The following is a 1,641-nucleotide window of genomic DNA, read 5'->3' on the forward strand; positions in this document are numbered from 1 at the left end:
CGTCGCCGCCGATCAGCGTGTCGCTCCCGTCACCGCCCCGCAGGGTGTCGTTGCCCGCGCCGCCGATCAGGCGGTCGGGGCCGGCGGTGCCGTCCCGCACGAGGTCGACCGGTCCGGGCAAGCGCTCCGGCACTTCGAAATCCGCCGCGTCGGGCCGCGCGCCGCCGTCGTGGCGGATGTCGATCCTGCTGCCGTCGGACAGGCTCAGCCGCCAGACATTGAGGAACGGCGCTGTCACCGCCTCGGCCGCCGCCGCAGGATCCGCGAAGTCCGTGCCGAGCACGCGGATGCGGTCGAGGCCCGGCTCGAAGTCGTAGACGATGAATCGCCCCTCGCCCGGGCCGATCTCGAAGATGTCGGCGCCGGCCCCGCCCTGCGCGCTGTCCTCGCCGCTGCCCGAGGAGAGCGTGTCGGCGCCGTCGCCGCCCGACAGGAAGTCCTCGCCCGCCCCGCCCCCGAGCACGTCGTTGCCGGTCTGCCCGAAGAGCGTGTCGTCCCCCGCGCCGCCGAGGAGCGTGTCGTCGCCCGCATCGCCCTGCAGCTGGTCGTTGCCGCCGAGCCCGTCGATGAGGTCGGCGATCACCGTGCCGAACACGGTCACGTCCGGCCCCTCGGTGACGAGGTCGGGGGTCGTGCCCTGGGTCTCGAAGCCGTCGATCCGGTAGCCGATGTCGGCCAGCATCGCGAGGTCCACGCGCGAGGGCAGCGTGCGGGTGCCGCGCAGGCTCGCCGGGTCCATGAGCACGCCGTCGCCGTCGAAGCCTTCCTCGACATGGCTGAGATCGGATTCGAGCGGCACCCCAGCGCCAGCCGTCAAGGCGCGGGCATTCGGCCCGAGGAAGACGCCGTCCACGACCCATGCCTCGAAGGCCGGGCTGCTGCGCGAGATGCCGAGGATGTGGCCGATCTCATGCAGCGCGGTTGAGATGAAGTCGGACCGGTCGGGCGCGGGCGCATCGAGGGCGAAGGACCAGTCGGCGCCGGTGTCGAAGGCGACCTGACCGGCCCAGGGCTCGTAGTTGGTCACCGGGCCGGTGCCGCGGAAATCGTCGTCGTCGCGGATGTTGAAGAGGTCGCCCGCCACGCTGCTGCCCACCGCGCCGGCCTGCGCCAGCGTGCTGCCGGGGATGTCCCGGGCGCCCGCGAAGACCAGGAGGTCGTCGATCGGCGCGTCGAGCACCACCTCCTCGGTCAGCCGGGTCGAGGGATTGGCGAAGGTGAAGGAGATGCCTGCCGGCACGTCGGGGAACTCGTCGCGGATCAGCCCCTCCCAGATCCCGCCCGCCGCCTCGAGCGCGGCGCGCGCCTCGGGGTCATCGAAGAACCCGAAGGTGTCGAAGCGGTAGTCGAAGACGATGTTGAATGACATGCGGGGAAAGTCCTCCGTGCAATATGGTCGGGTCAGAAGGTCAGGTCGTGGACCGCGCTGCCGATCTGGAGCGGGAGCGACGGTGCATCCGCCCCGTCGACCAGCGCCCAGAGGATCTGGCCCGTGGGGCGGTAGATCACGAAGGCCTCGGCGACGTCCGGAGCGCCGGCGCCCGACGTGGTGGCGACGTTGACCTGGAACCGGGCCGGCGTCGCGCCGGCGTCGCCGAAGACCAGGATGTCGCCGGCGAAGTCCTGGATCCAGTCCGAGCC

2 pseudogenes are annotated in these 1,641 nt (G+C 71.9%); both read right to left on the bottom strand.

The annotated features are described in order from the left end of the window. Nucleotides 1–1,369 (bottom strand): annotated as a pseudogene (locus tag RISW2_RS23805) (hypothetical protein); the annotation flags it as partial. A 32-nt stretch (nucleotides 1,370–1,401) separates the two neighbouring features. Beyond that, nucleotides 1,402–1,641: pseudogene (locus RISW2_RS25190) on the bottom strand (hypothetical protein); the annotation flags it as partial.

The sequence above is a fragment of the Roseivivax isoporae LMG 25204 genome (assembly GCF_000521865.1).
Lineage (GTDB): Bacteria > Pseudomonadota > Alphaproteobacteria > Rhodobacterales > Rhodobacteraceae > Roseivivax > Roseivivax isoporae.